The 26951-nt window shown below is 62.7% G+C and carries 29 protein-coding genes; 21 read left to right on the top strand and 8 right to left on the bottom strand.

Annotated features, from left to right (window positions below):
• Both thiS and QE379_RS14225 read left to right on the top strand, forming a co-directional pair.
• Window positions 1-1050: a sulfur carrier protein ThiS gene (gene thiS / locus QE379_RS14230; RefSeq protein ID WP_307001443.1), complete on the top strand. Its 1050-nt coding sequence runs from the start codon at window positions 1-3 to the stop codon at window positions 1048-1050.
• 90 nt (window positions 1051-1140) lie between these two features.
• Window positions 1141-1323, top strand: coding sequence for a CsbD family protein (locus QE379_RS14225; RefSeq protein WP_307001440.1), 183 nt, complete (start codon window positions 1141-1143; stop codon window positions 1321-1323).
• 272 nt (window positions 1324-1595) lie between these two features.
• On the opposite strand, the gene QE379_RS14220 is transcribed toward QE379_RS14225, so the two are convergent.
• Window positions 1596-3245 (bottom strand): thiamine pyrophosphate-binding protein, encoded by a 1650-nt coding sequence (locus tag QE379_RS14220; RefSeq protein ID WP_307001438.1) that lies wholly within the window; start codon window positions 3243-3245, stop codon window positions 1596-1598.
• Window positions 3246-3346: 101 nt separating this feature from the next.
• Here QE379_RS14220 and QE379_RS14215 point away from each other — a divergent pair, with 101 nt between their 5' ends.
• From QE379_RS14215 to QE379_RS14200, 4 genes are all read left to right on the top strand, one after another.
• Entirely contained in the window at window positions 3347-4048 is a 702-nt protein-coding gene (locus QE379_RS14215; protein WP_307001435.1) for a CoA transferase subunit A, read from the top strand.
• Between the two features lie 244 nt (window positions 4049-4292).
• Window positions 4293-5150 (top strand): HAD family acid phosphatase, encoded by an 858-nt coding sequence (locus tag QE379_RS14210; RefSeq protein WP_307001433.1) that lies wholly within the window; start codon window positions 4293-4295, stop codon window positions 5148-5150.
• A 2-nt stretch (window positions 5151-5152) separates the two neighbouring features.
• Entirely contained in the window at window positions 5153-5788 is a 636-nt protein-coding gene (locus QE379_RS14205) for a CoA transferase subunit B (RefSeq protein ID WP_307001431.1), read from the top strand.
• Complete coding sequence (locus QE379_RS14200) at window positions 5788-6477, top strand: glutathione S-transferase family protein (protein WP_307001430.1); 690 nt, start codon at window positions 5788-5790, stop codon at window positions 6475-6477. The genes QE379_RS14205 and QE379_RS14200 overlap by 1 nt, the downstream gene beginning before the upstream one ends.
• A gap of 20 nt (window positions 6478-6497) precedes the next feature.
• Here QE379_RS14200 and QE379_RS14195 read toward each other — a convergent pair whose 3' ends face one another.
• The gene (locus QE379_RS14195; protein WP_307001428.1) at window positions 6498-7751 is read right to left on the bottom strand and encodes an MFS transporter; all 1254 of its coding nucleotides are present in this window, start codon (window positions 7749-7751) and stop codon (window positions 6498-6500) included.
• Between the two features lie 152 nt (window positions 7752-7903).
• Between QE379_RS14195 and leuC the strand changes: the two genes are divergently transcribed.
• Both leuC and leuD read left to right on the top strand, forming a co-directional pair.
• The gene (gene leuC / locus QE379_RS14190; RefSeq protein WP_307001426.1) at window positions 7904-9358 is read left to right on the top strand and encodes a 3-isopropylmalate dehydratase large subunit; all 1455 of its coding nucleotides are present in this window, start codon (window positions 7904-7906) and stop codon (window positions 9356-9358) included.
• A gap of 163 nt (window positions 9359-9521) precedes the next feature.
• Window positions 9522-10142: a 3-isopropylmalate dehydratase small subunit gene (gene leuD, locus QE379_RS14185; RefSeq protein WP_307001424.1), complete on the top strand. Its 621-nt coding sequence runs from the start codon at window positions 9522-9524 to the stop codon at window positions 10140-10142.
• Between the two features lie 40 nt (window positions 10143-10182).
• Here leuD and QE379_RS14180 read toward each other — a convergent pair whose 3' ends face one another.
• Window positions 10183-10314 (bottom strand): hypothetical protein, encoded by a 132-nt coding sequence (locus tag QE379_RS14180; protein ID WP_307001422.1) that lies wholly within the window; start codon window positions 10312-10314, stop codon window positions 10183-10185.
• A gap of 240 nt (window positions 10315-10554) precedes the next feature.
• Here QE379_RS14180 and QE379_RS14175 point away from each other — a divergent pair, with 240 nt between their 5' ends.
• The 11 genes from QE379_RS14175 (at window position 10555) to QE379_RS14125 (ending at window position 18354) form a co-directional block, all read left to right on the top strand.
• The gene (locus QE379_RS14175; protein ID WP_307001419.1) at window positions 10555-10878 is read left to right on the top strand and encodes a DUF1476 domain-containing protein; all 324 of its coding nucleotides are present in this window, start codon (window positions 10555-10557) and stop codon (window positions 10876-10878) included.
• 1 nt (window position 10879) lies between these two features.
• A complete protein-coding gene (locus QE379_RS14170) occupies window positions 10880-11116 on the top strand; it encodes a BolA/IbaG family iron-sulfur metabolism protein (protein ID WP_267435363.1) in 237 nt (78 codons plus the stop codon).
• Between the two features lie 23 nt (window positions 11117-11139).
• Window positions 11140-11463 (top strand): Grx4 family monothiol glutaredoxin, encoded by a 324-nt coding sequence (gene grxD, locus QE379_RS14165; protein ID WP_056439494.1) that lies wholly within the window; start codon window positions 11140-11142, stop codon window positions 11461-11463.
• A gap of 238 nt (window positions 11464-11701) precedes the next feature.
• Complete coding sequence (locus QE379_RS14160; protein ID WP_307001415.1) at window positions 11702-12070, top strand: BlaI/MecI/CopY family transcriptional regulator; 369 nt, start codon at window positions 11702-11704, stop codon at window positions 12068-12070.
• Entirely contained in the window at window positions 12067-13686 is a 1620-nt protein-coding gene (locus QE379_RS14155) for a M56 family metallopeptidase (RefSeq protein ID WP_307001412.1), read from the top strand. Before QE379_RS14160 ends, QE379_RS14155 begins: the two co-directional genes overlap by 4 nt.
• Before the next feature lie 91 nt (window positions 13687-13777).
• A complete protein-coding gene (locus QE379_RS14150) occupies window positions 13778-14638 on the top strand; it encodes an MBL fold metallo-hydrolase (protein ID WP_307001409.1) in 861 nt (286 codons plus the stop codon).
• The gene (locus tag QE379_RS14145; protein ID WP_307001407.1) at window positions 14620-15354 is read left to right on the top strand and encodes a DUF4230 domain-containing protein; all 735 of its coding nucleotides are present in this window, start codon (window positions 14620-14622) and stop codon (window positions 15352-15354) included. The genes QE379_RS14150 and QE379_RS14145 overlap by 19 nt, the downstream gene beginning before the upstream one ends.
• Before the next feature lie 45 nt (window positions 15355-15399).
• Window positions 15400-16392, top strand: coding sequence for a quinolinate synthase NadA (nadA, locus tag QE379_RS14140; protein WP_307001405.1), 993 nt, complete (start codon window positions 15400-15402; stop codon window positions 16390-16392).
• A complete protein-coding gene (gene nadC / locus QE379_RS14135; protein WP_307001403.1) occupies window positions 16389-17225 on the top strand; it encodes a carboxylating nicotinate-nucleotide diphosphorylase in 837 nt (278 codons plus the stop codon). The genes nadA and nadC overlap by 4 nt, the downstream gene beginning before the upstream one ends.
• Before the next feature lie 29 nt (window positions 17226-17254).
• The gene (locus QE379_RS14130) at window positions 17255-17650 is read left to right on the top strand and encodes a hypothetical protein (protein ID WP_307001401.1); all 396 of its coding nucleotides are present in this window, start codon (window positions 17255-17257) and stop codon (window positions 17648-17650) included.
• Entirely contained in the window at window positions 17647-18354 is a 708-nt protein-coding gene (locus QE379_RS14125; protein ID WP_307001398.1) for a ribonuclease T, read from the top strand. Before QE379_RS14130 ends, QE379_RS14125 begins: the two co-directional genes overlap by 4 nt.
• 5 nt (window positions 18355-18359) lie before the next feature.
• Here QE379_RS14125 and QE379_RS14120 read toward each other — a convergent pair whose 3' ends face one another.
• The 4 genes from QE379_RS14120 to QE379_RS14105 form a co-directional block, all read right to left on the bottom strand.
• Entirely contained in the window at window positions 18360-18779 is a 420-nt protein-coding gene (locus QE379_RS14120; RefSeq protein ID WP_307001396.1) for a DUF4112 domain-containing protein, read from the bottom strand.
• 5 nt (window positions 18780-18784) lie between these two features.
• The gene (locus QE379_RS14115; protein ID WP_307001394.1) at window positions 18785-20224 is read right to left on the bottom strand and encodes an ABC transporter substrate-binding protein; all 1440 of its coding nucleotides are present in this window, start codon (window positions 20222-20224) and stop codon (window positions 18785-18787) included.
• Between the two features lie 1102 nt (window positions 20225-21326).
• Window positions 21327-21824, bottom strand: coding sequence for a hypothetical protein (locus tag QE379_RS14110; protein WP_307001392.1), 498 nt, complete (start codon window positions 21822-21824; stop codon window positions 21327-21329).
• Window positions 21825-21850: 26 nt separating this feature from the next.
• Window positions 21851-23209, bottom strand: a complete 1359-nt coding sequence (locus QE379_RS14105) for an AAA family ATPase (protein WP_307001390.1) — start codon at window positions 23207-23209, stop codon at window positions 21851-21853.
• Window positions 23210-23660: 451 nt separating this feature from the next.
• Between QE379_RS14105 and QE379_RS14100 the strand changes: the two genes are divergently transcribed.
• Entirely contained in the window at window positions 23661-24287 is a 627-nt protein-coding gene (locus QE379_RS14100) for a recombinase family protein (protein ID WP_307001388.1), read from the top strand.
• Between the two features lie 40 nt (window positions 24288-24327).
• On the opposite strand, the gene QE379_RS14095 is transcribed toward QE379_RS14100, so the two are convergent.
• Window positions 24328-24870, bottom strand: a complete 543-nt coding sequence (locus tag QE379_RS14095) for a MucR family transcriptional regulator (protein ID WP_307001386.1) — start codon at window positions 24868-24870, stop codon at window positions 24328-24330.
• 243 nt (window positions 24871-25113) lie between these two features.
• Here QE379_RS14095 and QE379_RS14090 point away from each other — a divergent pair, with 243 nt between their 5' ends.
• A complete protein-coding gene (locus QE379_RS14090) occupies window positions 25114-26877 on the top strand; it encodes an RNA-directed DNA polymerase (RefSeq protein ID WP_307001384.1) in 1764 nt (587 codons plus the stop codon).
• The last annotated feature ends 74 nt before the right edge of the window (window positions 26878-26951 follow it).

Genomic DNA, 26951 nt, shown 5'->3' with positions numbered 1-26951 from the left:
ATGCCCCATACCGATGGAACCGTGACGATCACCGTGAATGGCGAGCATAAGCGGGTGGCGGCTGGCCTGTCGCTGGCCGATCTGGCGAGCCAGTTGGGGCTGGTGCCCGAAAAGGTGGCGGTGGAGCGCAATCTGGAGGTCGTGCCCCGCTCGACGCTGGCGCAGGTCGAGGTCGAGGATGGCGACGAGATCGAGATCGTCCATTTCGTCGGCGGCGGCGACCATCCGGTCGCGGGCGGCGGCGGCGATCATGCGGCGGCGCCCATGACCGAGGCGGCGGACGATGATTCGTGGGAGGTCGCGGGCAAGCGCTTCCGCTCGCGCCTGATCGTCGGGACCGGCAAGTATAAGGACTTCGCCCAGAACGCGGCGGCGGTCGAGGCGGCTGGGGCGGAGATCGTCACCGTCGCGGTGCGCCGGGTGAACGTGTCGGATCGTAACGCACCGATGCTGACCGATTATATCGACCCGAAGAAGATCACCTATCTGCCCAACACGGCGGGCTGCTTCACCGCCGAGGATGCGATCCGCACGCTGCGGCTGGCGCGTGAGGCGGGCGGCTGGGATCTGGTCAAGCTGGAGGTGCTGGGCGAGGCCAAGACGCTCTACCCGGATATGGTTGAGACGCTGCGCGCGACCGAGATCCTGGCCAGGGAAGGCTTCAAGCCGATGGTCTATTGCGTCGACGATCCCATCGCGGCCAAGCGGCTGGAGGATGTGGGCGCGGTCGCGATCATGCCGCTGGGCGCGCCGATCGGGTCTGGACTGGGCATTCAGAACAAGGTCACGATTCGATTGATCGTGGAGGGGGCCAAGGTGCCCGTGCTGGTCGATGCGGGCGTCGGCACCGCGTCCGAGGCGGCGGTGGCGATGGAACTGGGTTGCGACGGTGTGCTGATGAACACCGCGATCGCCGAGGCCAGGGACCCGGTGCTGATGGCCCGCGCCATGAAGGCGGGGGTCGAGGCGGGGCGCATGGCCTATCGTGCGGGGCGGATGGGGATGCGCCGCTATGCCGACCCGTCCAGCCCGCTCGCTGGCCTGATCTGACATTAATTTCAGGGAACCCCCCGCGTAACGACGTGTTTAGTCTCAGAGTGTTCAACGGGATCATTCGATCCCCAGTAAATGGAGGCCGCGATGGGTGAGCTCACCGACAAGATCAAGGGCAACGTCAACGAACTGGTTGGCAAGGCCAAGGAAGCGCTCGGCGATCACAACCACGACGCCGATTTGAAGGCCGAGGGTCAGGCCCAGCAGCTCAAGGGCAAGGGTCAGGAAGTTAAGGGGTCGGTAAAGGGCGCTCTTGGCGACAACATCTGAACCTGCTAGTCGTTTTCTGACTAAAGCAATCAGCAACGAACTCACCGCCCCGGTTTGCGCCGGGGCGGTTTTCTTTTGTCGAAATGAAATCAAATAGTGCAATCGTTTTCCTGGTAACGTTACTTTGGAGGTGTTGCGGGTATCTGATGCCATATTTGCGAGGAAGGGGGCGTCGGCAAAGTTGGTTGCGGGGTAAAGAACGCTTGATAGCGGAATGTCCCTCCGGCAGCGCTCACGCGCTGCCGCTCGCCCTGGCAGGGTAGGAAACTGCGCTACCGCCCCGCGATTCGCGACAGGGTCGTGGCGGGGGTGATGACCTCGATATCGGTCTTCAGATGCAGCAGACGGACGCCCGTTTCGGCCATGGCGCGCGACAAGGCGGGGGCGAAGTCTTCGGTCCGTGCGACCGTCTCGCTCCAGCTACCATAGGCCCGCGCCAGTGCCGCGAAATCGGGATTGGCAAGTGCCGTTGCCGCGACCCGGCCGGGATATTCCCGCTCCTGATGCATCCGGATCGTGCCATAGCCGCCATTGTCGACCAGGATCACCAGCATCGACGCGCCATGCTGAACGGCGGTCGCCAGTTCCTGTCCGTTCATCAGGAAACAGCCATCGCCGGCCAGCGCCACCACCGTCCGGTCGGGGTGGCGAAGCGCGGCGGCGGTGGCGGCGGGGACGCCATAGCCCATGGCGCCGCAGGTGGGAGCCAACTGGCTCCCCGGCTCATAGCGCCAGTATCGGTGCCACCAGCCGGAATAATTGCCCGCGCCGTTGCAGATGATCGAGTCGGCGGGAAGCCGCTCCCGCATCGCCGCGACGCATTGCCCCAGGTCCAGCGTCACACCCTCGCGCGGGGCGGGCTCCGACCAGGCGAGATATGCGGCATGGGCCTCGACGCCCGAGGTATGGGGAGTACCCTGCTCGGACGCCATCAACTCCAGCATCGCGACGGCTTCGGCGACGTCGCCGCAAAGCGCCAGATCGGTGCGATAGACGCTGTGCAATTCCTCCGGGTCGGGATGGACGTGGATCAGCGTCTGGCCGGGATGGTCGGGGGTGATGAGGGTGTAGCCATCGGTCGTCGCCTCGCCCAGGCGCGCGCCGAGAACGATGAGCAGGTCGGCCTCCCGCACGCGGGCGACCAGCGCGGGGTTGGGGCCATAGCCCAGATTGCCCGCATAGACGGGGCATGTGGCGGACACCGCATCCTGTCGCCGGAACGCCGCCACCAGCGGGACGCCCGCCGCTTCGCCCCATTGCTCGACCAGGGCGACGGCATCGGCGTCCCAGTACGCGCCGCCGATGATCGCGACCGGTCGCTCGGCCTTGGCGATCATGTCATGGGCGGCGAGTATGTCGATGATCGACACGTCCTGCACGGGCCGTTCGATCCGGGGGCGGGGACGGCCCTCGACCAGATCGCACAGCATGTCCTCGGGCAGCGCCAGCACGACCGGGCCGGGCCGCCCGCTCATCGCCGTGGCATAGGCGCGCGCGACATATTCCGGGATTCTCGCGGCGTCATCGATCCGCGCGGCCCATTTGGCGAGCGGGGCGAACATCGCCTGGAAATCGACTTCTTGAAAAGCCTCGCGATCGCGGGTGCCCCGGTCCACGTCTCCGATGAACAGGATCATCGGCTGCGAATCCTGTCGCGCGACATGCACGCCGATCGCCGCGTTGGTCGCGCCCGGCCCCCGCGTCACGAAGGCGACGCCCGGCCGCCCGGTCATCGTCCCATCGGCGCAGGCCATGAAGGTCACGCCGCCCTCCTGCCGACAGGTCATCAGATCGATCGCGGGCGTGTCGTGCAGCGCGTCGAGCACCGCCAGGAAACTCTCGCCCGGCACGGTGAAGATACGGTCGCACCCCTGTTCGAGAAGCGCATCGACAAGCAGGCGTCCGCCGGTTTTCAAGCTCATGTCCGGCAGCCTAGCGCCGCTTGTCGGCAAAGCGCAAACGCCGGGTTGACCCGGCTCCGTCGCTCCGCCTAACGCTGGCCCCCATCATAGGGAGGACGCCCATGCAGAAGCTTTATCCCGACGCGGCGCACGCGCTGGACGGCCTGTTGTTCGACGGCATGACGATCTGTGCGGGCGGCTTCGGCCTGTGCGGCATCCCGGAACGGCTGATTGACGCGATCGAGGCGGCCGGGACCAGAGACCTGACCATCGCCAGCAACAACGCCGGGATCGACGGAGTCGGGCTGGGCAAGCTGCTCCGCTCGCATCAGGTCAAGAAGATGATCTCCTCCTATGTCGGCGAGAACAAGGAGTTCGAGCGGCAATATCTGAGCGGTGAGTTGGAGGTGGAATTCTGCCCCCAGGGAACGCTGGCCGAGCGTTGCCGGGCAGGGGGCGCGGGCATCCCCGGCTTCTACACCAAGACCGGCGTCGGTACGAAGGTGGCCGAGGGCAAGGAAGTGAAGAGCTTCGACGGGGAGGACTATATCCTCGAACGCGGCATCCGCGCCGACCTGTCGATCATCAAGGGGTGGAAGGCGGACGAGGCGGGGAACCTGATCTTCCGCAAGACCGCGCGCAACTTCAACCAGCCGATGGCGACGGCGGGCCGCATCTGCGTGGCCGAGGTGGAGGAGGTGGTGCCGGTCGGCAGCTTCGACCCCGACCAGATTCATCTCCCTGGTATTTACGTGAAGCGGATGATCGTCGGCGCGCCGTATGAGAAGAAGATCGAGTTCCGCACGGTGCGCGAGCGGGTTTGATGGATGACGGTGGGGGTGGGGCAGGCCCTCCCCCGGCCCCCTCCCGCCTGCGGGAGGGGGAGCGCTTGTGGCGGAGGGGTGGTTCATGAAACGCATGAAGGTTCAGCAAGGCGGCAGCCCGGCAACCTCTCCCCTCCCGCAGGCGAGTTGCGGGTCGGCCATGCCCCCGGCATGGCCTGAACGATGCGGGGCATCGTTCACCCGCAACTGGGTTGGGGGAGGGCGTCCCGGCCTGAGGCTGGGCATGACACTCGCCCTGGGATTTGCCCTATCCGGCTGCGTCGTCGCCGTCGGTAACAACAGCCCCGCGCCCCCACCTCCCGCGGCCACGAACTCCAAGCTGGCGGGGATGCAATATCTCTACGGCTCGGCGGAGGCCGACGCGATCTCGCGCCAGGCGTGGAATGCGCTGGTCACCTATGCCGCCGACAGGGTCCGCCACCCACCGCGCGACAGTGTCGTGCTGGAACCGGGCGCGACCCTCGACGCTCCCCGCTTCGTCTCCTGCACCGGCAAGAGTCCGGCGGCGGTGTTCGACGTCGACGAAACCGTCCTCCTCAACCTTGGTTTCGAGCAGGACGACCTGACCGGCCGCGCCGACCGCGCCTTTCCGGGCCGCTGGAGCGCCTGGGAGCAGAGCGATGGCCATGCCGTGCTGCCGACCCCCGGCGCGGCGGCGGCGATCGCCGACTTGCGGACGATGGGCGTGACGGTGATCTTCAACACCAATCGCGACGACTCGGCGGGGACGGCCCGCGCGATCGACGCGGCAGGGTTGGGTCCGGCGGTGCATGGCGACACGCTGTTCGTGCGCATCGATACCAATACCGGCGATAATAAGGACGCGCGTCGCTGGAGGATAGCGGAGCGTTATTGCGTGATCGCGATGGGCGGTGATCAACTGGGCGATTTCAGTGACTTGTTCAACGGCCCCGCCAGCGCGTCCGAGCGTCGGGCCCGGGCCGATGGCCCGCGTGTCGCGGCTCTTTGGGGGCGTGGCTGGTTCGTCTTCCCCAATCCCGTCTATGGCAAGGCGCTGAAGGGCAGCGCCGACGACATCTTCCCCGCCGACCGGCGGTGGCATCCGACAGGAGAGCAGTGACCATGGCCTGGACCCGCGACGAAATGGCCGCCCGTGCGGCCAGGGAACTGAAGGACGGATTCTACGTCAATCTCGGCATCGGCATCCCGACGCTGGTGGCCAACCATATCCCGCAAGGGGTCGAGGTCACGCTGCAATCCGAAAACGGAATGCTGGGCATCGGGCCGTTTCCCTATGAGGACGAGGTCGATCCCGACCTGATCAATGCGGGCAAGCAGACGATCAGCGAACTGCCCCACTCGGTCTATTTCTCGTCCGCCGACAGCTTCGCGATGATCCGGGGCGGGCATATCGACCTGACCGTGCTCGGCGCGATGGAGGTGTCCGAGGGTGGCGACATCGCCAACTGGATGATCCCCGGCAAGATGATCAAGGGCATGGGCGGCGCGATGGATCTGGTCGCGGGCGTCAAGAAGATCATCGTCGTCATGGAGCATAACGCCAAGGACGGCAGCCCCAAGTTCATCCCCGAATGCACGCTGCCGCTGACCGGGCGCAACGTGGTGGACATGATCGTCACCGACCTTGCCGTGTTCCAGCGGCCCGATCATGACAGCGCCTTCCGCCTGGTCGAATGCGCGCCGGGCGTGACGGCGGATGAGGTCGCGGCCAAGACCACGGCGAAGTTCCAACGCTGATGGCCTATACCCTCATCACTGCGAACCGGAATTATTCCAGCTGGTCGCTGCGTCCCTGGCTGCTGATGAGGGCGCTGGGGATCGATTTCGCCGACCGGATCGAGCCGTTCGAGGCGGCGGAGAATTACGCGGCGTTCCGCGCCTTCTCGCCGACGGGGCAGGTGCCGGTGCTGTTGAATGACGGGCGGGTGGTGTGGGATTCGCTCGGCATCGCGCTCTATCTGGCCGAGCGGCATCCGGGCGTCTGGCCGGAGGACGAGGGCGCGCGCGGCTGGGCTATGGGCGCGGTGGCGGAGATGCACGGCGGCTTCGCGGCGCTCCGGGCCGAACGGACGATGAATATCGGCGTTCGCGTCGATCCCAAGCCCCCTTCGTCACGCCTGGAGCGCGATGTCGCAAGGCTGGTCGAGCTATGGAGCGAAGGTCTGTCGCGCTTCGGCGGGCCGTGGCTGGCGGGCGAGACCTTCTCGGCGGTCGACGCCTTTTACGCGCCCGTGGCGTTCCGGGTGCGGACCTATGGCATCGATGTCGGTGCGGCGGGCGCGGCCTGGGTCGAGACGGTGCTGGCGCATCCGGCGGTGAAGGACTGGGAGGCGCAGGCGCTGGCCGAGACGTGGCGCGATCCGGATCATGAGGCCGAACTGCTGGAATGCGGCGGTGTGACGGCGGATTATCGCGCCAAGGGGTGAGAGTGGGGCTTGGCGAAACCTTAACCCCGCGCCGTCTCCGGCATGACCAGCCGGTACAACACCAACCCACCCCCCGCGATCGCCGCGAGCAGCCAGAAGGCGGCGTGATAGCCCGCCCCGACGATCATCACCCCGGCCAGCGAGGTGCTGAGCGCGCCGCCGATACCCTGGATCGTCGTCACCGCCCCTTGGGCGACGTTGAACCGCCCCGACCCCCGCATGATCGCGGCGACGATCACCGGGCCCAGCGCCCCCAATATCCCCGCGCCCACGCCGTCGAGCAACTGGATCGCCAGCAGCCAGCCCGGCGCATCCGACACGGTATAGAGCAACCCACGCGCCGCCAGCACGGCAAAGGCCACCAGCATGATCGGCCGGTGGCCCCAGTCATCCGCCTTGCGCCCGACGATCATCGCGACCGGCACCATCACCAGTTGCGCCCCGACGATACAGGCGGAGGTCAGCGACGTCGCCTTGTCGCCACCCACCTCGCGCGCCAGCAATTGCCCGACCGAAGGGAGCATCGCCGCGTTGGACAGATGGAACAGGAACCCCGCCGCCGCGAACCAGGCAAGCGTCGGCGCGCCCTTCAGCGTCTGCCAGAGCGAGGGCGGGTCGCAGGCGTCGTCCGCTTCCTCGTCGTCGTCGGAACAGCCGCGCGCCATGGCATGGTCGATCCGATTGGGATCGAGCGACAGCGTCGCCCCGATGCTGAGCGCCGCCAGCCCGGCCATCAGCCAGAAGACCACGACCGGCCCGAACTTCCACGCCAGCAGCCCGGCCAGCGCGGCGGACACGGCGTTTCCGGCATGGTTGAACGCCTCGTTCCGCCCGATCCGCGCGGTGAAGGCCTTGGGCCCGACGATGCCCAGCGAGATGGCGGCGATGCCCGGCGCGAAGACCGACGCCGCGACGGCGGCCAGCGACTGCCCGGCGGCGACCGCCCAGAATCCCTCGACAAAGGGCAGCGAGGCGGACGCCAGCGTCACCGCGACGGCAGCGGCGACCAGCACGGCGCGCTTGGCATGGACCCGGTCGATCAACGCCCCTGCGGGTGCGTTGGCGATCAGCCCGGCGATCCCGGCGATCGTCATGACGACCCCGGCGCTCGCCTCGTTCCACCCATGGCTAGGGCCACGCACCGAAACGAGATAGATGGCGAGATAGGGGCCCAGCCCGTCGCGCACATCCGCCAGGAAGAAGTTCATCGCGTCGAGCGCGGGCAACCGCTCGCGCCGCGCGTGGGAAGGCCGGGGCAGCGCGGCGGTCGCCATGGATTGCACACCTGGATCAAGGAACGGGACCGCCGGAACGCCGCATCGGGCCGACAGGTCCATGACGAATCCGACATTTGCATACGCGCGGCGAAATAACATTGCGCCCGGCCTTTGCCTCGCGCATGTTTTCGGATAACAGCGCCCCCATCATGGCCCAACGACCCCAGACTCTGTACGAGAAGATCTGGGCCGCGCACGTTGTCGAACGGCGGCCCGATGGCACCTGCCTCATCTATATCGACCGTCACCTCGTTCATGAGGTGACGAGCCCGCAGGCCTTTGAAGGGCTACGCGTCGCGGGCCGCAAGGTGCGCCGTCCCGAGCTGACGCTGGCGGTTCCCGACCATAATCTGCCGACGACGCCGCGCGTCGATGCGGCGGGACACCTGCTGCCCATCGCCGACCCGGAAAGTGCGCAGCAACTGGATGCGCTTCGCCGCAACACCGCCGAGTTCGGCATCGACTATATCGACGCGACGGCGGCGGAGCAGGGCATCGTCCATGTCGTCGGGCCGGAACAGGGCTTCACCCTGCCGGGCACGACTTTGGTCTGCGGTGACAGCCATACTTCGGCGCACGGTGCGCTGGGCGCGCTGGCCTTCGGTATCGGCACGTCGGAGGTCGAGCATGTGCTGGCGACCCAGACGCTGCTGCTCTCGCCCTCCAAGACGATGGAGGTCCGCGTCGACGGTGTGCTGGGTTACGGCGTGTCGGCCAAGGACGTGGTGCTGGCGATCATCGGCAAGATCGGCGCCGCGGGCGGCACCGGCCATGTCATCGAATTCACCGGCAGCGTCATCCGCAATCTGTCGGTCGAGGGCCGCCTGACCATCGCCAACATGTCGATCGAGGGCGGCGCGCGCGCCGGGCTGATCGCGCCGGACGAAACGACCTTCGCCTATCTGAAGGGGCGTCCGATGGCGCCGCAGGGCGCGGACTGGGACAAGGCGGTCGCCTGGTGGCGGACGCTGCCGACGGATCCGGGGGCGGTGTATGACAACGTCGTCATGCTCGACGCCGCCGATATCGCCCCCAACCTGACCTGGGGCACCAGCCCCGAGGATGTGGTGCCGATCACCGGCATCGTCCCCGATCCCGACAGCTTCGCCGATCCGTCGAAGCGCGAGGCGGCACGCAAGTCCCTGGATTATATGGGGCTGGAGCCGGGGACGGCGATGCGGGACGTGGCGATCCAGCATGTCTTCATCGGCAGTTGCACCAACAGCCGCATCGAGGATCTTCGCGCCGCCGCCGCCGTTGCGCGCGACCGCCGGGTGGCGGACGGCGTCCGCGCGCTCGTCGTGCCCGGATCGGGGCTGGTCAAGCGCCAGGCCGAGGCCGAGGGGCTGGACCGGGTGTTCGTCCAGGCGGGCTTCGAATGGCGCGAGCCGGGCTGCTCCATGTGCCTCGCCATGAACCCGGACAAGGTGCCGCCGGGCGAGCGTTGCGCCTCGACCTCCAACCGCAATTTCGTCGGGCGGCAGGGACCGGGGGCGCGCACTCATCTGCTGTCCCCCGCCATGGCGGCGGCGGCGGCCGTGACCGGGCGCCTTTCCGATGTTAGAGAGTTGATGCATCGCGATTTCGATCGTGAAGCGATCTGACCGCCAAGGCAGGGGAGACACATATCATGAAGCACGTATTGGTCATGCTCGTCACCGGCGCGGTTCTGTGCGGCGCCGCCGCCTATGCCGCGGGGATAGCATCGCGCCCCGCCACCGCGGAGCAGCGCCGCTGACGCGGACGCCTTGAAGACAGGATAATCGCATGAATCCGGTTACGACCGTGTCCGGCACCGCCTATCCCTGGGGTGCCAAGAATATCGACACCGACGTCATCATTCCCGCGCATTGGTTGAAGACTATCACGCGCGCCGGGTTGGGGCGCGGCGCGTTCGAGACGGTGCGGGCGCAGCCGGGCAATATCTTCGACGACCCCGCCTATGCGGGCGCGCCGATCCTGATCGCAGGCGATAATTTCGGTTGCGGGTCGAGCCGCGAACATGCCGCATGGGCGCTGGCCGATATGGGCATCCAGGCGGTGATCGCGCCGAGCTTCTCGGATATCTTCTCCGGCAATGCCTTCAAGAACGGCATCGTGCCGGTCGTCCTGCCGCAGGAGGCGGTCGATCGTCTGCTGGAGGTGGCCAGGGATCAGCCGATCACGGTCGATCTGGAGACGATGAGCGTCACCACGCCGTTTCAGGATCGCTTTCCCTTCGAACTCGATCCGTTTCGTCGCGAATGCCTGATGAACGGCCTGGACGAAGTGGGCCTGACACTGGCCCGTGACGAGGCGATCGGCGCGTTCGAGGGGCGGATGGCGAGCGGTCGCCCCTGGGTCGAGGGCCGGGCGCGGCTCCAGCCGGAAGCCGCGCTCGACGCTTGAGCGCGGCTGGCCGCGCCTCTCGAGCCAAGGCGTTGGCGGCTTAGGATGCGGTGAGGATCACCGCCGCGATCACGGCCCAGATCGCGAGCGACCCGATGATGCCGTTGATGATGCCGACCATCGGGCCGCCGTCACGCCTGCCGTCATGGGGCAGGGGGAAGGTGTTGCGCATGGCTCTCTCCTATGCTGCGGATCGGGCGACCTCGGCAGGACCGGCGGGCGCTCCGTCTCATTTTTTCTTATAATTCCAATACGATCGTTGGCGATCTAGAGTTCCCGACGTTACGATAGAGAAACGAGATTTCGGCTATCGGACGGGCTCATGCTGGGCATCGGTTGCGCGGGGCGACGGTCCATCCTATCTCGGCGCCATGACTAATTCGCCCCGAGCGGGCAGGGGGATGGCGGACCGATGGACAGTTTTGACGAGCGCAGGCGCGGGTTCGAGGCGAAGTTCGCGGCGGATCAGGACATGATGTTCCGCATCACGGCGCGGCGCAATCGACTGGTCGCGCAATGGGCGGCGCAGCGGATGAAGCTGACCCCTGCGGAAACCGATGCCTATGCCAAGGCGGTCGTGCAGGCCGATTTCGAGGAAGCGGGCGATGAGGATGTCATCCGCAAGCTGCTGGGCGACCTGACCGCCGCCGGGATTGATGTGGACGAAGCCGAGGTTCGCCGCGCGCTGGACGAGCAACTGGTCGAGGCGCGCCGCCAGTTGCTGGAGAGCCGCTGACATGCCGATGGCCGCCGACGATATCGCCGCGATGATCCGCGCCGCCATCCCCGATGCGCAGGTCGACATCACCGACCTGGCCGGGGATGGCGACCATTATGCCGCGCACGTCACCGCCGCCAGCTTTGCGGGGATGAGCCGGGTGGCCCGCACCCGCGCCGTCTATGCCGCGCTGGGCGGGCGCATGGGGGGTGAACTCCACGCGCTGCAACTGACCACCGCCGTGCCCGCTGCCTGATCCCTTTTCTGAGGATGACCGATATGACTGACGATACGAACGCGCGGATCGACGCGCTGGTAAAGGACAACGCCGTCCTGCTGTTCATGAAGGGCACGCCGCTCTTCCCGCAATGCGGTTTCTCCAGCCGGGCGGTGGCGATCCTGAACCATCTGGACGTGCCGTTCGAGAGCGTCGACGTGCTACAGGATCAGGGCATCCGCCAGGGCATCAAGGCCTATTCGGATTGGCCCACCATTCCGCAGCTTTACGTGAAGGGCGAATTCGTCGGCGGATCGGACATCATGATGGAGATGTACGAAAGCGGCGAACTGGCCGAATTGGTCCAGGACGTGAAGACCGCGTGATGCGACAGGGGGCCGGATGAAGATCCGGCCCTTTTTCTATCCTCCCCGGAACGGGGAGGGGGACCGCCGCGAAGCGGTGGTGGAGGGGGGGGCTCCACGAGTGACGTCCTTTGTGGAGGCCCCCCTCCGTCAGGGCTGCGCCCTGCCACCTCCCCGTGCCGCAGCGCATCGAGTGCCCTATTGACTACGTCTGTAATCGCTATAGGATTACATTTGTAATCAATGAGAGGGCGAGTCGATGGCCGAGCGTATCAGCGATGCCGAACACGCGGTGATGGAGGTCCTGTGGGAGGACGCTCCACTGACCGCGCAGGACGTGGCGGAGAGGGTCGATCCCGAACGCGGTTGGACGACCAATACGGTCAAGACGCTGCTCGGCCGCCTGCTCGCCAAGGAAGCGATCGCGCATGAGGAACAGGGGCGGCGCTATCTCTATCGCCCGCTGGTCGCGCGCGACGATTATGTCGTCGGCGAATCCCGTCGCCTGATCGACCGGCTGTTCGGTGGTCGCCTGACCCCGCTGGTCGCGCATCTGGCCGAGCGGGACGAACTGACCGCGCAGGATATTTCCGAGATCGAGGCCCTGCTCAAGGAACTGAAGGCGTGAGCGGCGCGACGTTGGGCTGGGCGGTGGAGGCCATGATCGCCTCCACCCTGCTCATGGCGCTGGTCCTGCTGGCCCGGCGTCATGTCCGTGAGGCCTTCGGGCCACAGATCGCCTATGCGCTCTGGGCGCTGCCGCTGCTCCGGCTGTTGCTGCCCCGGATGCCGCATCAGGTGTCGGAGCAGGCGACGCCGCCGCTCTCGGCGATGGGCGAGACGCTGAACGCCTATGTCGTCGTGCCGATGGCGACCCAGCTTCCCGCACCGATCGCGACCTCCAGCGTCTGGCCCAGCCTGGGGCAGGGGATCGCGCTGTTCTGGATCGTCGGGGCCGCCGGGTTCCTGGCATTTCAGCTTCTCCGCCACTGGCGCTTCCGCAGCCGGTTGCTTGCGACGGCCGAGCCGCTGGAGGCAGTGGACGGCGTCCATGTGGTGGCCAGCGACGGTGCACCGGGGCCGCTCGCCTTCGGGATCTGGCGCCGTTACGTTGCCTTCCCGCGCGATTTCGCCGAGCGCTACGACGCCGACGAGCGCGACCTGGCGCTGGCGCATGAGCTGGGCCACCATGCGCGCGGCGACCTGATCGCCAACTGGATCGCGCTCGGCGTACTGGCGCTCCACTGGTTCAACCCGATCGCCTGGCGCGCCTTCCATGCGTTTCGCGCCGATCAGGAACTTGCCAATGACGCCCGCGTGCTGAAGGGCCGCAGCCGCGCCGACCGGCATGTCTATGCCTGCGCGATCGTCAAGGCCGCGCATGGCCGGGCGCTGTCGGGCGCATGCCATCTCCACACCATCGATGATCTGAAAGGGAGGCTGAAGATGTTGACCACTTCTCCGACATCGCGTCGTCAATTGGCGCTGGGCGCGGCGACCGTGTCGTTGCTGGTGCTGGGCGGGCTGGGGATGACGGCGTCGGGTACTCCGGCGGCGGCGGCGCTGACCAAGAAGGTCGAACGGACGATCGGCGTCGACCTGACCACACCCGCCTTGCCCGCAGCGCCCGAAGCGCCCGAACAGGCCGAATCGCCCGAACCCCCTGAAGCGCCCGAAGCCCTTGTCACGCCGTCGACGGTGGCATCACCCGGCGTCGCCGCACCCGCCGCACCCGCCGCACCCGCCAAGCGGGCGGTCGCGGCGGCACCGCTGGACCCGATGGCCCCCATGACGCCGATGGTCCCGGAAACGCCGCAAGTCGCGGAAACGGACGGGATGCGTGTCGTCACCACCCGCAACGGTCGCCGTTTCCGGATCGTGACCACCGACGGTCGCGTCGCCATGGGCCCCATGCCGCTGGTCCGGTCGGGCACGTGCGGCACCGCCGGCAGCGATACGCGGACGAGTTATGTCACGACCAATGGCCGGACGAAGCAGCAGGTGACCGTCATCTGCACCGACCGGATCGAAAAGATGGCACGCCAGGCGTCCTTGTCCGCCCTGAGCGCCCAGCGCACGGCGCAGGTGAACATGCGGATCGCGCTGGCCAGCATCGAAAATGCCCGCGCCTCGATCATCCGCGACCGCAACCTGTCCGAGGATGCTCGCCGCGACGCGCTGAATGGCCTGAACGAGGCGACCGCCGAACTGAAGGCCGAGATGGCGAACCGCGCCGACGATTGATCCTTCACGATGTTACCCCCACTCGACCCCTGTGTTCGCCCGTCGGGCACAGGGGTTGCCTCTTGCGCGCCTCTTGCCCACATATAGGGCGATGGCTGAGCACCCGACCGGCATTCCGATCCAGCTTGAGCCGCTGGTTTCCCGCGTGCTCGCTCCCAATGCCTCGCCCTTCACCTATACGGGGACGCAGACGCATATCGTCGGCGACCGTGACGTCGCGGTGATCGATCCGGGGCCCGACGATCCCGCCCATCTCGACGCGCTGCTGCGCGCGATCGGCGGACGCCGCGTGGAAGCGATCGTGATAACCCATCACCACCGCGACCATAGCCCGGCCGCCCGCCCGCTGGCGAAGGCGACCGGCGCGCCGATCGTCGGCGCGGCCCCCTTCGCGCCGGATTATGATGGCGGGCGGTCCGACGCGGCGTTCGACCGGGACTATGCGCCCGACCATGTGCTGGCGGAGGGGGAGGGCGTGTCCGGCGATGGGTGGACGCTCACCGCCATCGCGACGCCGGGCCATACCTCCAACCATCTGGCCTTCGCGTTGCCCGAGACCAGGGCGCTGTTTTCCGGCGATCATGTCATGGGCTGGTCGACCAGCATCGTCTCGCCCCCCGATGGCGACATGGCCGATTATATGGCGAGCCTCGAAAAGCTGATGGAGCGCGACGACCGCGTCTATTATCCCGGACACGGCGAGGCGGTCGACAATCCGCAGCGGCTGGTGCGCGGGATGCTGGGCCATCGCAAGCAGCGCGAGGGGCAGATTCTGCGTCTGCTGCGCCAGGGCGACGACCTGACCATCGCGGCGATGACCGCGCGTATGTATGTCGGGCTGAACCCCAGGCTGCTTCCGGCGGCGGAACGCTCGGTCATGGCGCATCTCTACGACCTGCGCACACGCGGGCTGGTCCGCGAGGAAGGAGCATCATGGACGAGCGCGGCGTGACCTCCCCCGACCCCACGACTCCGTCACGCGGCGGTGTCGGCCTGCTCCTGACCAAGGTGGCCGGCGTGCTGGTGCTGCTGGTCCTGGCGGGCCTGATCGCCATATGGGGCGTGCAGCGCTATATCGCCGACCGGCTGACCCCCGATCCGACGACGATCGCGCGGGCCAGCCTGGACGGACTTCGCGAGCAGAACCGGCTGTCCGCCTTCGCCGCGCGCTATGTCGCGGTCGTCACCTCGCGCCAGTCGCAACTGGGCTTTTCGACCGAGCGGACGCTGATCATGCCGGGCATGGTCCGTTATGAGGTCGATCTGGGCAAGCTGCGCCAGCAGGACGTCCGCTGGGATGCGGGGAACCGCACCCTGTCGGTGACGCTGCCGCCGGTGGAGGTCGACGGGCCGCAGGTCGATCTGGCGGCGATCCGCGAATATGGCTCGGGCGGGGTGCTGACCACCTTTACCGATGCCGAGCAGCGGCTGGACGCCGCCAATCGCACTGCCGGACAGGTCGAGTTGATGCGCCAGGCCCGCGCGCCTTCGCCGATGAAGCTGGCGCGCGATGCGACCCGCCGCGCGGTGGAGCGGAGCTTTGCCATGCCGCTACGCGCCGCCGGGGTGGATGCGACCGTGAAGGTGCACTTTTCCGACGAGTCGCCCAACGACGAACATTGGGACACCACCCGCACGGTGCAGGAGGTTCTGGACAACGCGGGTTAACGTCACCGATTGTCGGCGCACGCGCGTGCGCCTAGGGGAAATGACATGACCATCCAGACGAATCTGACGGGCCTCGACCTGCGCGCCGAGATCGACCGCCTCCGCAAGGAACGCAACGCCGTCATCCTCGCCCATTATTATCAGAAGCCCGAGATTCAGGACCTGGCCGATTTCGTCGGCGACAGCCTGGACCTCAGCCGTAAGGCGCAGGCGACCGATGCGGACGTCATCGCCTTTTGCGGGGTGCGCTTCATGGCGGAGACGGCCAAGATCCTGTCGCCCGACAAGATCGTGGTCCTGCCCGACATGGCCGCCGGGTGCAGCCTGGAGGATAGCTGTCCCCCCGAGCAGTTCGCCGAGTTCCGCGCCCAGCACCCGGACCATATCGCGCTGACCTATATCAACTGCTCGACCGAGGTGAAGGCGCTCTCCGACATCATCGTGACGTCATCCTCTGCCGAGCAGATCCTGTCGCAGATCGATCCCGATCAGAAGATCATCTTCGGCCCCGACCGCAATCTCGGCGGCTATCTGGCGCGCAAGACCGGGCGCGAGATGCTGCTCTGGCCGGGCGTGTGCATCGTGCACGAGGCGTTCAGCGAGACCGAACTGCTCAAGCTGCGTGCCCAGTATCCCGATGCGCCGATCGCCGCGCATCCCGAATGTCCCGCCGTCATCCTCGACCATGCCGATTATGTCGGATCGACGCGCGGCATCCTGGAATTCGCGCAAACCGTGACCGGTGACACGCTGATCGTCGCGACCGAGCCGCACATCATCCACCAGATGCAGAAGGCGATGCCGGGCAAGAGCTTCATCGGCGCGCCGGGCGCGGACGGCAACTGCAACTGCAATATCTGCCCGTACATGGCGTTGAACACGATGGAGAAGCTGTATCTGGCGCTCCGCGACCTGACCCCGCGCGTCGAGATCGAGGAAGGGCTGCGGCTCCAGGCCAAGAAGAGCCTGGACGCGATGCTGACGCTCGCCAGCGGCACGGTGGGCCGGGGCGATCTGGGTCCGGTCCGCGCGGGATGATCGACGGGTTCGACCTCGACGCTTTCGTGACGGCGACGCTGGCCGAGGATCTGGGGCCGGGGGGCGACATCACCTCCGCCGCCGTGATCCCGGCCGAGGCGCGCTTCATCGGCACCATGGCCAGCCGTGACGCGATCACCGTCGCCGGGCTGCCCATTGCCGAGGCGTTCTTTCGCCGCCTCGACCCGGATGTGGTGATCGAGCGGCTGGTCGAGGACGGGGCGAGCGTCGCACCGGGCACCGCGTTGCTCCGCCTGTCGGGCAAGGCACGGGCGATGCTGACCGCCGAGCGTTCTGCGCTCAACACCGTCCAGCACCTGTCGGGCATCGCGACGATGACGGCGGCCTATGTCGCCGCGATCGAGGGGACCGGCGCGACGCTGCTCGATACCCGCAAGACGATCCCCGGCCTTCGCCTGATCGAGAAATACGCGACCCGCATGGGTGGCGCGCAGAACCATCGCATGGGCCTGTGGGATGCGGCGATGATCAAGGACAATCACGTCGCGGTCGCGGGCGGGATCGGTCCGGCGGTGACGGCCGCCAGGGATGCGGGGATCGCCCGGATCATCGTCGAGGTCGACCATCTCGACCAGATCGAGCCCGCGCTGGCGGCGGGGGCGACTCATTTGCTGCTCGACAATATGGGCCCGGCGCAATTGGCGGAGGGTGTCGCGCTGGTCGCCGGGCGCGTGCCGACCGAGGCATCGGGTGGCGTCCGGCTGGACACCATCCGCGCGCTGGCGGAAACCGGCGTGACCTATATCAGCGTGGGCCGCTTGACCCAGTCGGCCCCGGCGGCGGATATCGGACTGGATTTCGCCGCCGCCTGACGTCGGCGTTTCGTGAAGGGGAAAAGGGCGTGCGACCGAAATCGGTGATATTGGGCGAGCGGCTGTCGTTCCTCGCCATCCTGTTGCTGCTCGTGCTGGCGGTCTTGGGCTGGGGCGACACGGTCGCGCAGGCGGGGGTGGCGATCGCGGTGATCGCCAATGGCTTGCTGATCGGGCTGTTCCTGTTGGCGACCCTGCTGGTCACGCGGATGGCGAGCCGGGGCGGACTGGTCTTCCTGGTGATCCTGACCGTGCTGAATCTGCTCGGTTTTCTGTATCAGGTGTCCGAAGGCGCGCTGGCGCAGGGGCTGTTCGGGGTGCTGACCAGCGTGCAGGCGGCGGCGTCGCTGGTCGCCGTCGTCATGCTGATGCGGCCCAATGCGATGGCCTGGTATCGCACCATGGCGGAGGTGAGTGAGGCATGAAGACGACCCTGATCGCGCTGGCGATGCTGGCGGTACCGCAACTGGCGGGCGCGCAGACGCTGCAATGCTCCGCCCCGATGGCCACGCAGAGCATCCGCCCCGATCTGCCCAGCCGCAGCCAGCCGGTGCGTGTCCTGCCCATCGGCGGCTATACGCTGGCCATCACCTGGAGCCCGCAATATTGCCGCGACCCCAAGGGGGACAGCCGTTTCCAGTGCGGATCGGGCAATCGCTTCGGCTTCACCCTGCACGGGCTTTGGCCCGATGGGGTGGGCAAGGATTGGCCGCAATATTGCCGCCCGACCGCGATCCTGCCCCAGCCGGTCGTGCGCCGTCACATCTGCGCCACCCCCTCCGCCCAGCTCATGCAGCATGAATGGGCCAAGCACGGCACCTGCATGGCGGGCTATAGCCCATCGCGCTATTTCACCCAGTCGAACGGCTTGTACCACCGCCTGCGCTTCCCCGACATGAATGCGCTGTCACGCCGTAGCGCGCTGACCGCAGGCGATCTGGCGAGTGCGGTGGCGGCGGCGAACCGGGGCATGACCGCCGACATGATGCGCGTGACCGCGACCCGCGACGGCTGGCTGGACGAAATCTGGATCTGCCTCAACAAGGCGTTCCGCTATGCCCGCTGCCCGGTCCATCAGGGCGGATTGTCGCCCAGCGCGCCGATCAAGATCTGGCGCGGGGCACGCTGAGCCTGTTATCCCTCCACCGTCACGGTGGAGGGGTGATGCTTGTCGAGATGCTTGCGGATGATCCGCAGGTTCCGGGTGTTGGACCGGAACAGCACGTCCGCCGCATCGCCGATCAGCGGCACGAAGCCCAGCACCGCGTCGAAGCCGACATTGCCCATCATCCGCAGCATCTGGAACTTCGACAGGCCCAGATTGCGCGCCTCCCAGATGATATAGCTGCCCAGCGCGGCGGCGGCGATATCGCCGACGACGGGGACCAGCCCCAGCACCACGTCCAGCCCGATCGGGCGGTTGATGCCGGGCAGCACGACCACGCGCTCCAGCATGGCCTCCATCGCCTCGATCCGGCGACGGCTGGCGGCGATCCCCTTGTCGAGAGGAAGCACGTCGAAGGCGCCGGGATCGATACGGGATGCGTTGGCCATGGCTATCAGTTGGGGGTGCCCCGCAGATGGTTCAATGGATGCCATGCGCGACTATTGGCCTGATATTGCCGCAAGCGATTGGCGACGAGCGACCAGCGCAGCGGGCGGGCCAGCGGAATGAAGGGCGTGTCGGCGTTCAATGCGGCATCGGCAAGGGCGATGGCCCGGCTCCGCTCCGCCAGCGTGGGAGCGAGCCGCGCCTGCTCGATCGCCGCCTGGGCCGCCTCGCCACAGGGCGCGCAGGCGGTGGCGATATACCAGCGGGCGCTGTCGAAGGGCGCGACCGCATCGATCAGCCGCAGATCGGCGGGCGCGTCGCTCGCCACCCGTTCCGGCGTGATGCCGATGCGCAGCAGGGTCGCGCCGATCTGTCCGTAGAGCAGGTTCGCGCCGGGCCCGTCGGGTAGTGCGATCCGCAGCCTGACCGGCTGTCCCCATGCCGCGACCCGGGCGCGTGCACCCGCGCGCCGTTCGTCCAGCGTCAGCAGCGCCCAGCCTGGGATTTGCGGCGGAGCATCCGAATCCAGCGCATCGGGTAGCAATCGGTCGATCGCCTCCCAATTGGCCGCCACCGCCGACAGCAATGCCGCCCGGTCGAATGCCGATGACAGGGCCTGGCGATTGGCGGGATCGGCCAGAAAGCCTTGGCGATTGGCGATGGACAGTCCGAACAGCCCGGCGGCAGGATCGATTCGGACGGCGGCGGGGTTGATCTGTGCGCCGTCCAGCAACGGCCATTCCGCGAACCGCCCCCCCAGCATCAGGTCCGACCCACCCTGGGCAAAACGCAGGATCGCGCGGGCCGGACTCTCGGAGATCAGGCGGACATCGTCCTCGGGCGCCGGTGCAGCATCGTCGTCGGGCTCGGCACGCCGGGGATCGGGAATGGGGCGAAGCAGCGGCGGCGGCCCGGCGCGGATGATCCGGAACGGTCCCGTGCCATGCCGCGTCCGATCGATGATCGCCATTTCGGGCTGGGCGAACAGCTTGAGCAGGTCGGGACGGGGCCGTGACAGTCGCACCTCGATGACCTGCGGGGTCATCACGACGATCTCGTCTATCGCGGTCAGGAACGGCGCGAGCGGATTGCCGGATCGCGGAGAGGCGAGGCGGCGGAGGATCGGCACGATTTGCTCGGCGGTGACGGGGCTGCCATCATCCCACTTCGCCTCGCGCAGGCGGAAGATGAAGCTGCCGCCGTCATCGATGACTATCCAGCGTTCGGCCAGTCCCGGCTCGATCTGTCCATTGGCATCGAACCGGACCAGCCCCTGCGCCAGCGAATCCCGCAACAGGCGATGCGATGTATCGCCATCGGCGAAGCCGGATCGGCCGGGGCCTGATACGCCGCCGCTTCGCCCGTGAACCGCACTGACGGTCACCGCTCCGGTATCGGCCTGGCGGTTACAGCCGCCGACGGACAGAAGCGCGACGGCCAGAGCCATGGTGCGGACGGCGGGACTCGAACCCGCACTCCAGGGGAAGCCGATTTTAAGTCGATAGGGGACATATCCCCAAATATGCCTATTTCGACCTAATTTCATGCCTTTAGCCGCGCTCCGTGCTTAGGGCTGATACCCAGAAATACCCCCTTTTACCCCCCTTTTCCGGCATTGATTACACCAGAATTACACGCGGTCTGACGTCGGAAAAATAGAAGCGACAGGGGGTCTATGACTAACCCAATACCACTCGAAAGAATGACTAGGGAAGTGGTCGTTATAGATATTCCGATGAGGTAAAGTCATAATATTAAGTGCCATAGAGTTAAAATCGACACGCGACAGATGCGGCACTGCAAATCTACGTAGTTTCTGTTGATTTAGACAAGCAAGTAAGTTATGGGAGGCGAACGTCGGGCCGTAGTGCGCATAGAGAAACGGAGCGACAAGCAAAAGTTGAAATAATGAGCTTAAAATTGAATATTGAGTTGATGTGTAAAGATTGTAATTTTGATCACTTAAGTCCTGGTACTGCATTGGAGCAGATTGCAGTTTGTTCTGTGACATCGTGCCCATTGCACCCTGTTCGTCCCCTTCCTCGTGGTTGCAGGAAAAATGGCGTTATTGATCCCGTAAAAATAGCACGGATTGATGAAAAGCTTCGCGACATGGATCGGGAGCGCGCAAAAAACGGCCGATAGGTTCATTTTTTGCAGGAAAACCCTGCTACTTTTATACAGCGCTGGACGTTTAGGTATCAGTACCCCACTCTGCATACGCTGTTGAAATTTTGCAGGGTTTTACAACACTCCTGGGTCAACGCTGGGAATGGGTAAGCCCTCATAATTAAGCCCAGATGGGTGTCTGGGCCAACCCGAGTACAACCGGGTTGCGCTGTCTGTGGCGTTGTCTAGCATCAAGCGATGGAAAGCGAACACTACAAGCAAGCAAAAAGCTACATCGATAGGCTCGGGTATGACCAAGGCCTTCGGAAAACACAGAGAAATGTTGCGGACGTGCGACGCGGCGGCGATCCAGAGATCATTGACTACTCACGTGTCGCTTTGAAGGCGTCGGAGGGTATAAGCGTCAGGGCCACTTAGAACTACGTATCAACAGCTTCCTCATTGTGCTTGTTACTGACAAACCACGTTGGCGTAGCCACGCATATACCATGTCTTTTTTTCAGGTGTTTAGATACTGGCCCGGCACACTTTGCCTTAATGTTGGCAATATTGCTGGATGAGGAATTTTTCTTGGTCGGATCAAATAAATCTATGTCGTCAGTTAATATTATCTTACTGTTTGATCCAATGGCTAATCTAACCCACTTATGATCTTTTTTTGGTATGCCAAGGTTATTGAGTTCTTTGTGCATTGAGTCCGCGCAAAGTCGCGCAAGCCGAATCTGCTGGGTCACCATCATATCGGCCAACCAATCTTGCAAATGCAGAGGATAGGAGCCGCCCGCACAATCTAGCCATTCCTGCTGACATTGTCCGCCTTCATCAAGAACAATGTAATTATTAGTCGTGGCGTGCGCTATAGCCTCCGAAGCAACAGTATCATCTTCATGCAGTCTTTCTCTCTGGAAAGAATTCATGACGTTTGCGTCTACTACATGCGGATTCATTTCTTCAATTCCGGGTAGACGAAAGTCATCTGCTGGGATGGCTCAGGCACAATATGAGGCCTTAATCCTGCTCGGGCAATTTCCAAGCTCTCGGCTTGTCTTTGCGGGAAGAAGCCGCCTGGAAAGTCGGGTACAAATTTACCGGATTGGGTCAGGTGAATAGGCGTCACCCGCTCCTCCCCCTCGTCTGAAACAAAAAATATAGCAACGTCTTGATAAGGTATGTCGCCGAGCGCGACGTGCCGGGCAATCCTTAGAACCATATTATCGCTGTGTGTTTCAACAAAAACCTGTCCGCCGCCTGATACAAGGCTAACAAAGAAGGAGCCCATCGCGGCCTGTGCATTCGGGTGCAAATGTATCTCGGGTTCCTGCACAACCAATATCTGGGAATGCCTCGGGCTGTTATCGGCACCAAAAAGATTTAGCCCTGCGGTTAGAACCGGTAGAACTTGACTGCATCCAAAGCCAACATCACAAATGTTGTGCTTAGTGCCATCATTGCTTATAAGACATATTTCAAAATGGCGCGGAGTTAAGCTGACAACTTCAAGGCCCTTGGCTATGCCGGTGTATTGAAACCAGTTTGATATGTTATCGACCAAATGCTTTTTCTGCGAACCTCGCTTTGCTGAATCAGACGCAAGCATGGTAGCTGTATTCGATCCAGTGACCCCGATTTTGCGTGCGGTTTCCCCAGAGTATAGATAAGTTCGTTGCGGCTTGTCTCGAAATGGCGAAATGGTATCGAAGCTAGAGAAATGTGCATCGAACGATCTGCGGGCTTGTAGTACGACCCGCTCTGCATCTCGAACCTTGCTGCTAGACGCGGCCATGCCTCCTGGGGCGGGCGCGAACCTATTTACCCCAAGCGTAATTGGCCAGAAATTTCTAAAACGCGGTCGACGTTTAGGCATGTCAGGAAAAAGCTTTTCATATGCTTCCCCGCCTATCGCGAAATCATAGGCATCTTTCCTTTGAACAAAGCGAACTGTAGACTTGCCCTTATTGAATAATTCAAAGTAAGTAAGATCTATCTGGCGGCGTTGCGTTCTGTATTTGTATTCTGTCTTTAAATGATACCCGTCCACGTCTATCTCTATTGATATTTTCCGGCGCGGGTGGTTGCCATTCACGACGTCAATATATGTACCGAGATTATCAAATGGACCGTTTAACAGTAGTGGGGTTCCATCCAAGTCTTGGTCATTGAATGTTTGCGCCAACACATTGAGCGCGCTAATGGCGCTAGATTTGCCAGAATTGTTCTTTCCTACAAATATATTTAGGCGTCGGAACTTAAATTCCTGATCTTTAAACGCCCTAAAGTTACCCAAATACAGCCTGTTAATCATCTTGACCTCGCTAACCGCAGGCTATTCGCGATTTTCGCATCTTGCAACCCCATCAGATAGCAATGTCCCAAGGTAAGTCACAGGCTTCGCGTCAGGCGACTCGTTTATGCTGATGGCTGCCAGCAAAGCGAGGATTGTGCGGCGGCAGCAAAAAATTCCGACGCGCCATTACACTTGAAGAATTCAGATCGAGCGCTTGGTCCGCTTTAATTGGGTTTCCGCTCGTACGCAGCTTCCCAGGCGGCATTCCTGACTCAGCCTCATGTGGATCGCCGTTTTAGCCGTAGGAGATGCCACTGGAAGGGCGTTGCCTGGTAACAGCAGATGCAGTCAAATGGGTATACCCGAACGAGACAAATGAATGAGACGCTGGGGCTGTCCCAATAGGGTTGACTTACGCTGGTTGAGACAGCAGAGTGTTTTGGTCTAGAGGCTATTGGGACATTCCGCCATGTCGACCATCATCGGCTACGCCCGCGTTTCCACCGACGATCAGAATTGCGAAATCCAGGAAGCCACGTTGCGCGCCGCCGGTTGCACTATCATTCGGTCGGAGCAGCGTTCAGGCACGACGGTCGAGGGTAGGGCAGAATTGGATACGATCTTATCCTTTATCCGCTCTGGCGATACGCTGATGGTCACCCGGATTGACCGCCTTGCGCGGTCGGTTGCCGATCTAGAGAAGATTGTTGCCATGCTGAAAGAGCGGGGGGCTTTTTTGCGGGCAACAGAGCAGCCGATTGATACCTCGACTCCCGCTGGCGTTGCCTTTCTTCAAATGCTTGGTGTTTTTGCCCAGTTTGAAACCGCAATCCGTAAGGAGCGTCAGATGGAGGGCATTGCGAAGGCCAAAGCTGCTGGCGTTTATAAGGGGCGGAAGCCTTCGATCGATATCACCGCGATCAATGCTCTTCGTACAGAAGGTATCGGCGCTACCGAGATTGCCAAGCGGTTGGGTATCGGTCGGGCCAGCGTCTATCGCGCTTTTGCAGATGACGCATTCTGTCGGAGCGTGGCGGGGAGGACGCGCCTACGGGGCCAATTGATGGATGCCCTAGTAGCCGCCGAGGATGAGTGACGTTGGAGGGGGGGCAGGGTTGGCCCTGTCCCCGTCTCGACTATTCGCTAGAGCTGCCCAAATGTGCCTGTGCAGCGGCCTTGGCATCCGAGATCGACTTCCCCTTACGTGTGGGCTTCGCTTCCGGCTTTGCAGCTTGTGCCGCCTTCGGACTTTGACCGGGCTTGCGCCCCAGGCCGATCTTTTTCGCCATCGCGCGACGGCTTTCCGAATACGTTTCGGAAACCATGGGATAATCAGCCTTAAGGCCATAGCGATCCCGGTACTCTTCGGGGGTAAGGCCGTTGGTGGCGAGGTGACGGCGAAGCGTTTTGTAAGGCTTGCCGTCGATCATCGAGATAATGTGGTCTTTGGAGGCCAGCGACTTCCGAACCGATACAGCGGGGGTGTATTCGGTAGGAGCCCCTTGTTCGGCGGCTTGGGCACTACCGCCGCCGAGCAATGCTGACACCGTTTCATGCATTTTGCCGAGAAAGGCGGGTACTTCATCGGCAGGGGTACGGGTGTTCGGGTTGCCCAACCACGCGATAGTCAGGTCCGTTGCCAACTCTACGGCATTCACGTTTACGGCTTCGTCCGACATGATCGCTCCTTTGCTATGACCTTGTAATCATATTGGTAGCGTAAGGTTGCAATGGTGTTGATTTGAGTAGGGCCTTCTAGCGGTTTGGTGTTTATGGCTGACATCCGTCGTTAAAGGCCAAAGCCTATCTATTACCATCCGCAAACGATTGCACTTCATCGCCAAAATGGAGCTTTGCGTAGGCAAAATGTCATTGCGCTATACATGATTGTAGATATCATTGGCGGTTAAAGGAGAAGAGGTATGGATAAGGAAGCTCGGCTGAAAATTCTTATTGGCCGGGGATATTTCCCTAAGGAGCTTCCACCGCCTTTCACTACACAAAGATTTTCAGACAAATTGGATCAAATCATACCATTGTTGTCTGCGCATGAGGCAGGACTGAACGCTCAACAGCGCCGCGCTTATCCTCCCCTATCTCGGTTTGCCAGATTTAATATGGCAAGAAAGGGGCATTCCCGGAGAATGCTTGGCGTTCCAAATCCTATAAACCAATATTATATTTCTGATCTCATTGCAGAGCATCAAGATAAACTCGAAAATCTGTCGGGTTTATCAAATTTAAGTTTAACAACGGTAAATATCGTTGAAGGCGATGGCCGAGCGGTTGCCATGCCTAAGATATCAAGGCTGGGAGAAATTCGAATAAAAGCATATTCAACGACAAAAGTTATTTTGCAAACAGACGTTTTGAGCTTCTATCATACGATTTATACCCATTCCATTCCCTGGGCCCTTCACACTAAAAAGGTTGGCAAGCGAAATAGGCGCTTAGATGATCCAACAGTGTACGGGAATAAATTAGACCTACTAATGAGATCCTGCCAAGATGGTCAAACCGTAGGGATACCTGTTGGGCCGGACACGTCAAGAATTATATCGGAGATCATTCTTTTAGCCATCGAGTCGCTAATCCCGACGAAGGTCATGGAGGGGCTAAAGGGCGGCTATAGATATATGGATGATTTTTTTCTGTGCTTTGATTCACATGTAGACGCCGAGACATTCTTGGCGGCGTTACGTGAGTCAGTATTGGAATTTGATCTCCAACTGAATGCCGACAAGACACGAATAATCGATTCTTTGGAATTTAACGAAGAGACGTGGCCCGGCGATATTGCACAAATGAAAATCTCTTCTGGCACAGACCAGCGTCGCGATCTTATGCGATTCTTCACCGAAATCGTGCGACTTTCAAAAACATGGCCTGATGAGAGCATAGCGTCTTATTCTATCAGGAAAACCTCCCGCATTTCGATAATGCGACAAAACTGGGAGATATACGAGTCATATCTTATTAGAGTGGCAAGAGAAAATTCAAATTGCCTTGATTCAGTCATAAAGATACTGTGCACATATGCGGCTATAGGGTATGAAATATCTGACCGCGTACAAAAATTCGCGGAATATATGATAGAAGCCCATGCACCATACAACAATCACTACGAAGTCGTATGGACATTGTGGTTGTGTCGATCTTTAGAATTGAAGCTTAGTGCCAAAGCGACTGCGTTAGTAGCTCGTGTAGAGAATAGTATGTGTGCATGCCTTGTATTCATGCTTCGTGCGCGCGGGCTGCTGACAGGTAGAGGTGCCATATCAGATTGGATGTCCCCGGTTGAGGCACAGGACCTTCACGGAGAGCATTGGCTGCTAATATATGAAGCTGCAATAAGAAAGAGTTGGAGATTGCCCGGAGCTGCCGAAGCGGTTGAAGCCAGTCCTCTTTTCCAAATTTTGAGGGATAGCGGTGTTTCGTTCTTTGATGCATCTGCAACAAACCTTGCATTGGAGCTCCCCGGTATCGCTTCACGATTGAGGTCAAGCTTGAAAGGGAGGCGATATGCAGTACTGCCAGGAGCAATATATGTAGAGAATGACGACTCAGGAAGGCCTCGTCGTTACGAAAAGCTTGGAGAAGATTACGGCTCCCAGGATTCGGATTGGACGTCTGGCTTCAATCTCTTCGAACTGGGCGACGATGACGATGATGAAGTTCCATTTTAAAAAGAGCCAAGCCTGAAATAGAAAATGTTTTTGCAAACCTCGTAGGCGGATGCGCTGAAAAGCAAATGGAGGCG

This window comes from Sphingomonas sp. SORGH_AS_0879, assembly GCF_030819175.1.
GTDB lineage: Bacteria > Pseudomonadota > Alphaproteobacteria > Sphingomonadales > Sphingomonadaceae > Sphingomonas.
Note: the sequence above shows the minus strand (reverse complement) of the source record. Positions and strands in the feature narration are given on the sequence as shown.